Here is a 1,490-nt window from a genome sequence, read left to right as displayed (position 1 = left end):
CCGTCGTCGACTCGCCTCGGTCGGCGTGCTCGCGCTCGGCGCCGTGGCCGCCATCGTGGTGTCCGCGCGCTCGGACTCGAACTACGTGCGGCAAGTCGTGGAGTGGGCCAGCGACGACTCCTACACGGAGTACGTCGCCGGCATCTTCGAGCAGTTCGTCGGCGACATCCAGCGTGGCGCCGCCGACACTCGCGCGTTCGCCCGCATCGGCGGGACGAGCGTCCTCATCTGGACCATCGACGTCGCGACTGCACTCCTCGTGTTCCTCGCGTTCGGGCTGGACCTCGCGCTCGTGAGCCTGCTCGCCGTCGGCTTCTTCGCGGTGAGCGTCGGCAACCTCGCGAAGGTCATCCCCGGGCCGCCGGGCGGCGTCGGCATCTACGAGGCCGCCTTCGCAGCAATCGTGTCGACGCTGCTGCCGGTGTCGTTCGGCCTCGCGCTCGGCGTGGCCATCGTCGACCACATCGTGAAGAACGTCGTCACCGTCGCCGGCGGCGCGGTGTCGATGACGTGGCTGAACGTCTCGCTGACCGAAGCCGTCGAGGGCAAGGACGCCGACCTCTCCTCGGAGCGGGACGCGCTCCCCGTCGACGAGTGACGCCGTCCGGACCACCGGGTCAACTGTCGGTAGAAGCCAGCGGCAAGGCCGCCAGTCAGTAGTAGTCGGTGACGAACGGCCCGAGCGCGCCGCCGACTGCCGTCCGGAGCGCTTCCGTGCGGTCCGTGATACCGTCCGTGAGAACGCCCGCGGCGCCCTGATTCTCTGCAATCCCCGACGTGTCCAGCAGGTCGTCCATCACGGGGCCGAGTTCGTCGCCACTGTGAAGGCGGGCGGCGACCTCGTCGGGCAGCCGGAGTCGCGGGCCGCCGCCGATTTCGGTTCGCTGGCCGTCGCTGGCGGCAGCCCACATGATCAGGAAGAGGTCGGAGCCTCGCTCTGCTACTCCGCCTTCCAGTCCGACGCCGAGGTCGTAGTCGCCGGCCGCGAGCGCACGCTCCGCGCGGTTCCGCGCGCCCCGAATCGTCTCGTCGTCCCCCCACGGCTGCTCGGGGACGCCGCTGGCGACCGATACGGCTTCGACTGTCGCGTCCGGGAGCGCGCCGGCGACGGCGTCGCGCTTGACGGGGTTCCCGGAGCCGACTGCAACTCGCATACGGCGAAGCACTCGCCGGACGCTCCTTAGTCGTCCCGGAACGGGCGGCCGGCGCGAGCGCTGACCAGTCGCGCGGTTACTCGCCGTGGAAGCGGTCGGCGAGGAGTTCGAGACCCTCCAGCAGGCGTGGGCTGGGCTGATTCAGGAGGCTGTCGTCGACGACGTGGACGGTGGCGTCGAGGCGCCAGCCGCGGCCCTCGAAGTCGGGGTCGACGCGGTCACCCTTCCCGCAGACGTGGACGACGGCGTGGTCCGGGCCAGCGGCTTCGACGTCGCCGGCGGTGATTTCCGTCGACCGGTCGCCCGCGTCCACGAACGGGTACCGGCGCCGCGGCC

General features: G+C 71.1%; 2 protein-coding genes and 1 pseudogene. 1 reads left to right on the top strand and 2 read right to left on the bottom strand.

Annotated features, from left to right (window positions below; translation table 11 throughout):
* Nucleotides 1–598: lysylphosphatidylglycerol synthase transmembrane domain-containing protein (locus GRX66_RS18920; RefSeq protein WP_159527838.1), on the top strand; the 598-nt coding region annotated here is incomplete at its 5' end.
* A gap of 55 nt (nt 599–653) precedes the next feature.
* Here GRX66_RS18920 and GRX66_RS18915 read toward each other — a convergent pair.
* Both GRX66_RS18915 and GRX66_RS18910 read right to left on the bottom strand, forming a co-directional pair.
* Nucleotides 654–1,154 (bottom strand): DUF84 family protein, encoded by a 501-nt coding sequence (locus tag GRX66_RS18915; protein ID WP_159527837.1) that lies wholly within the window; start codon nt 1,152–1,154, stop codon nt 654–656.
* A 76-nt stretch (nt 1,155–1,230) separates the two neighbouring features.
* A pseudogene (locus tag GRX66_RS18910) lies at nt 1,231–1,490 on the bottom strand (cobalamin-binding protein); the annotation flags it as partial.

The sequence above is a fragment of the Halobacterium bonnevillei genome (assembly GCF_009831555.1).
GTDB classification, from domain to species: domain Archaea; phylum Halobacteriota; class Halobacteria; order Halobacteriales; family Halobacteriaceae; genus Halobacterium; species Halobacterium bonnevillei.
This window is presented reverse-complemented; position numbering and strand designations above follow the sequence as displayed.

Coding starts and splice junctions, on each gene's coding strand:
- GRX66_RS18915 (WP_159527837.1), bottom strand. CDS start 1,154: ATGCGAGTTGCAGTCGGCTCCGGGAACCCCGTCAAGCGCGACGCCGTC.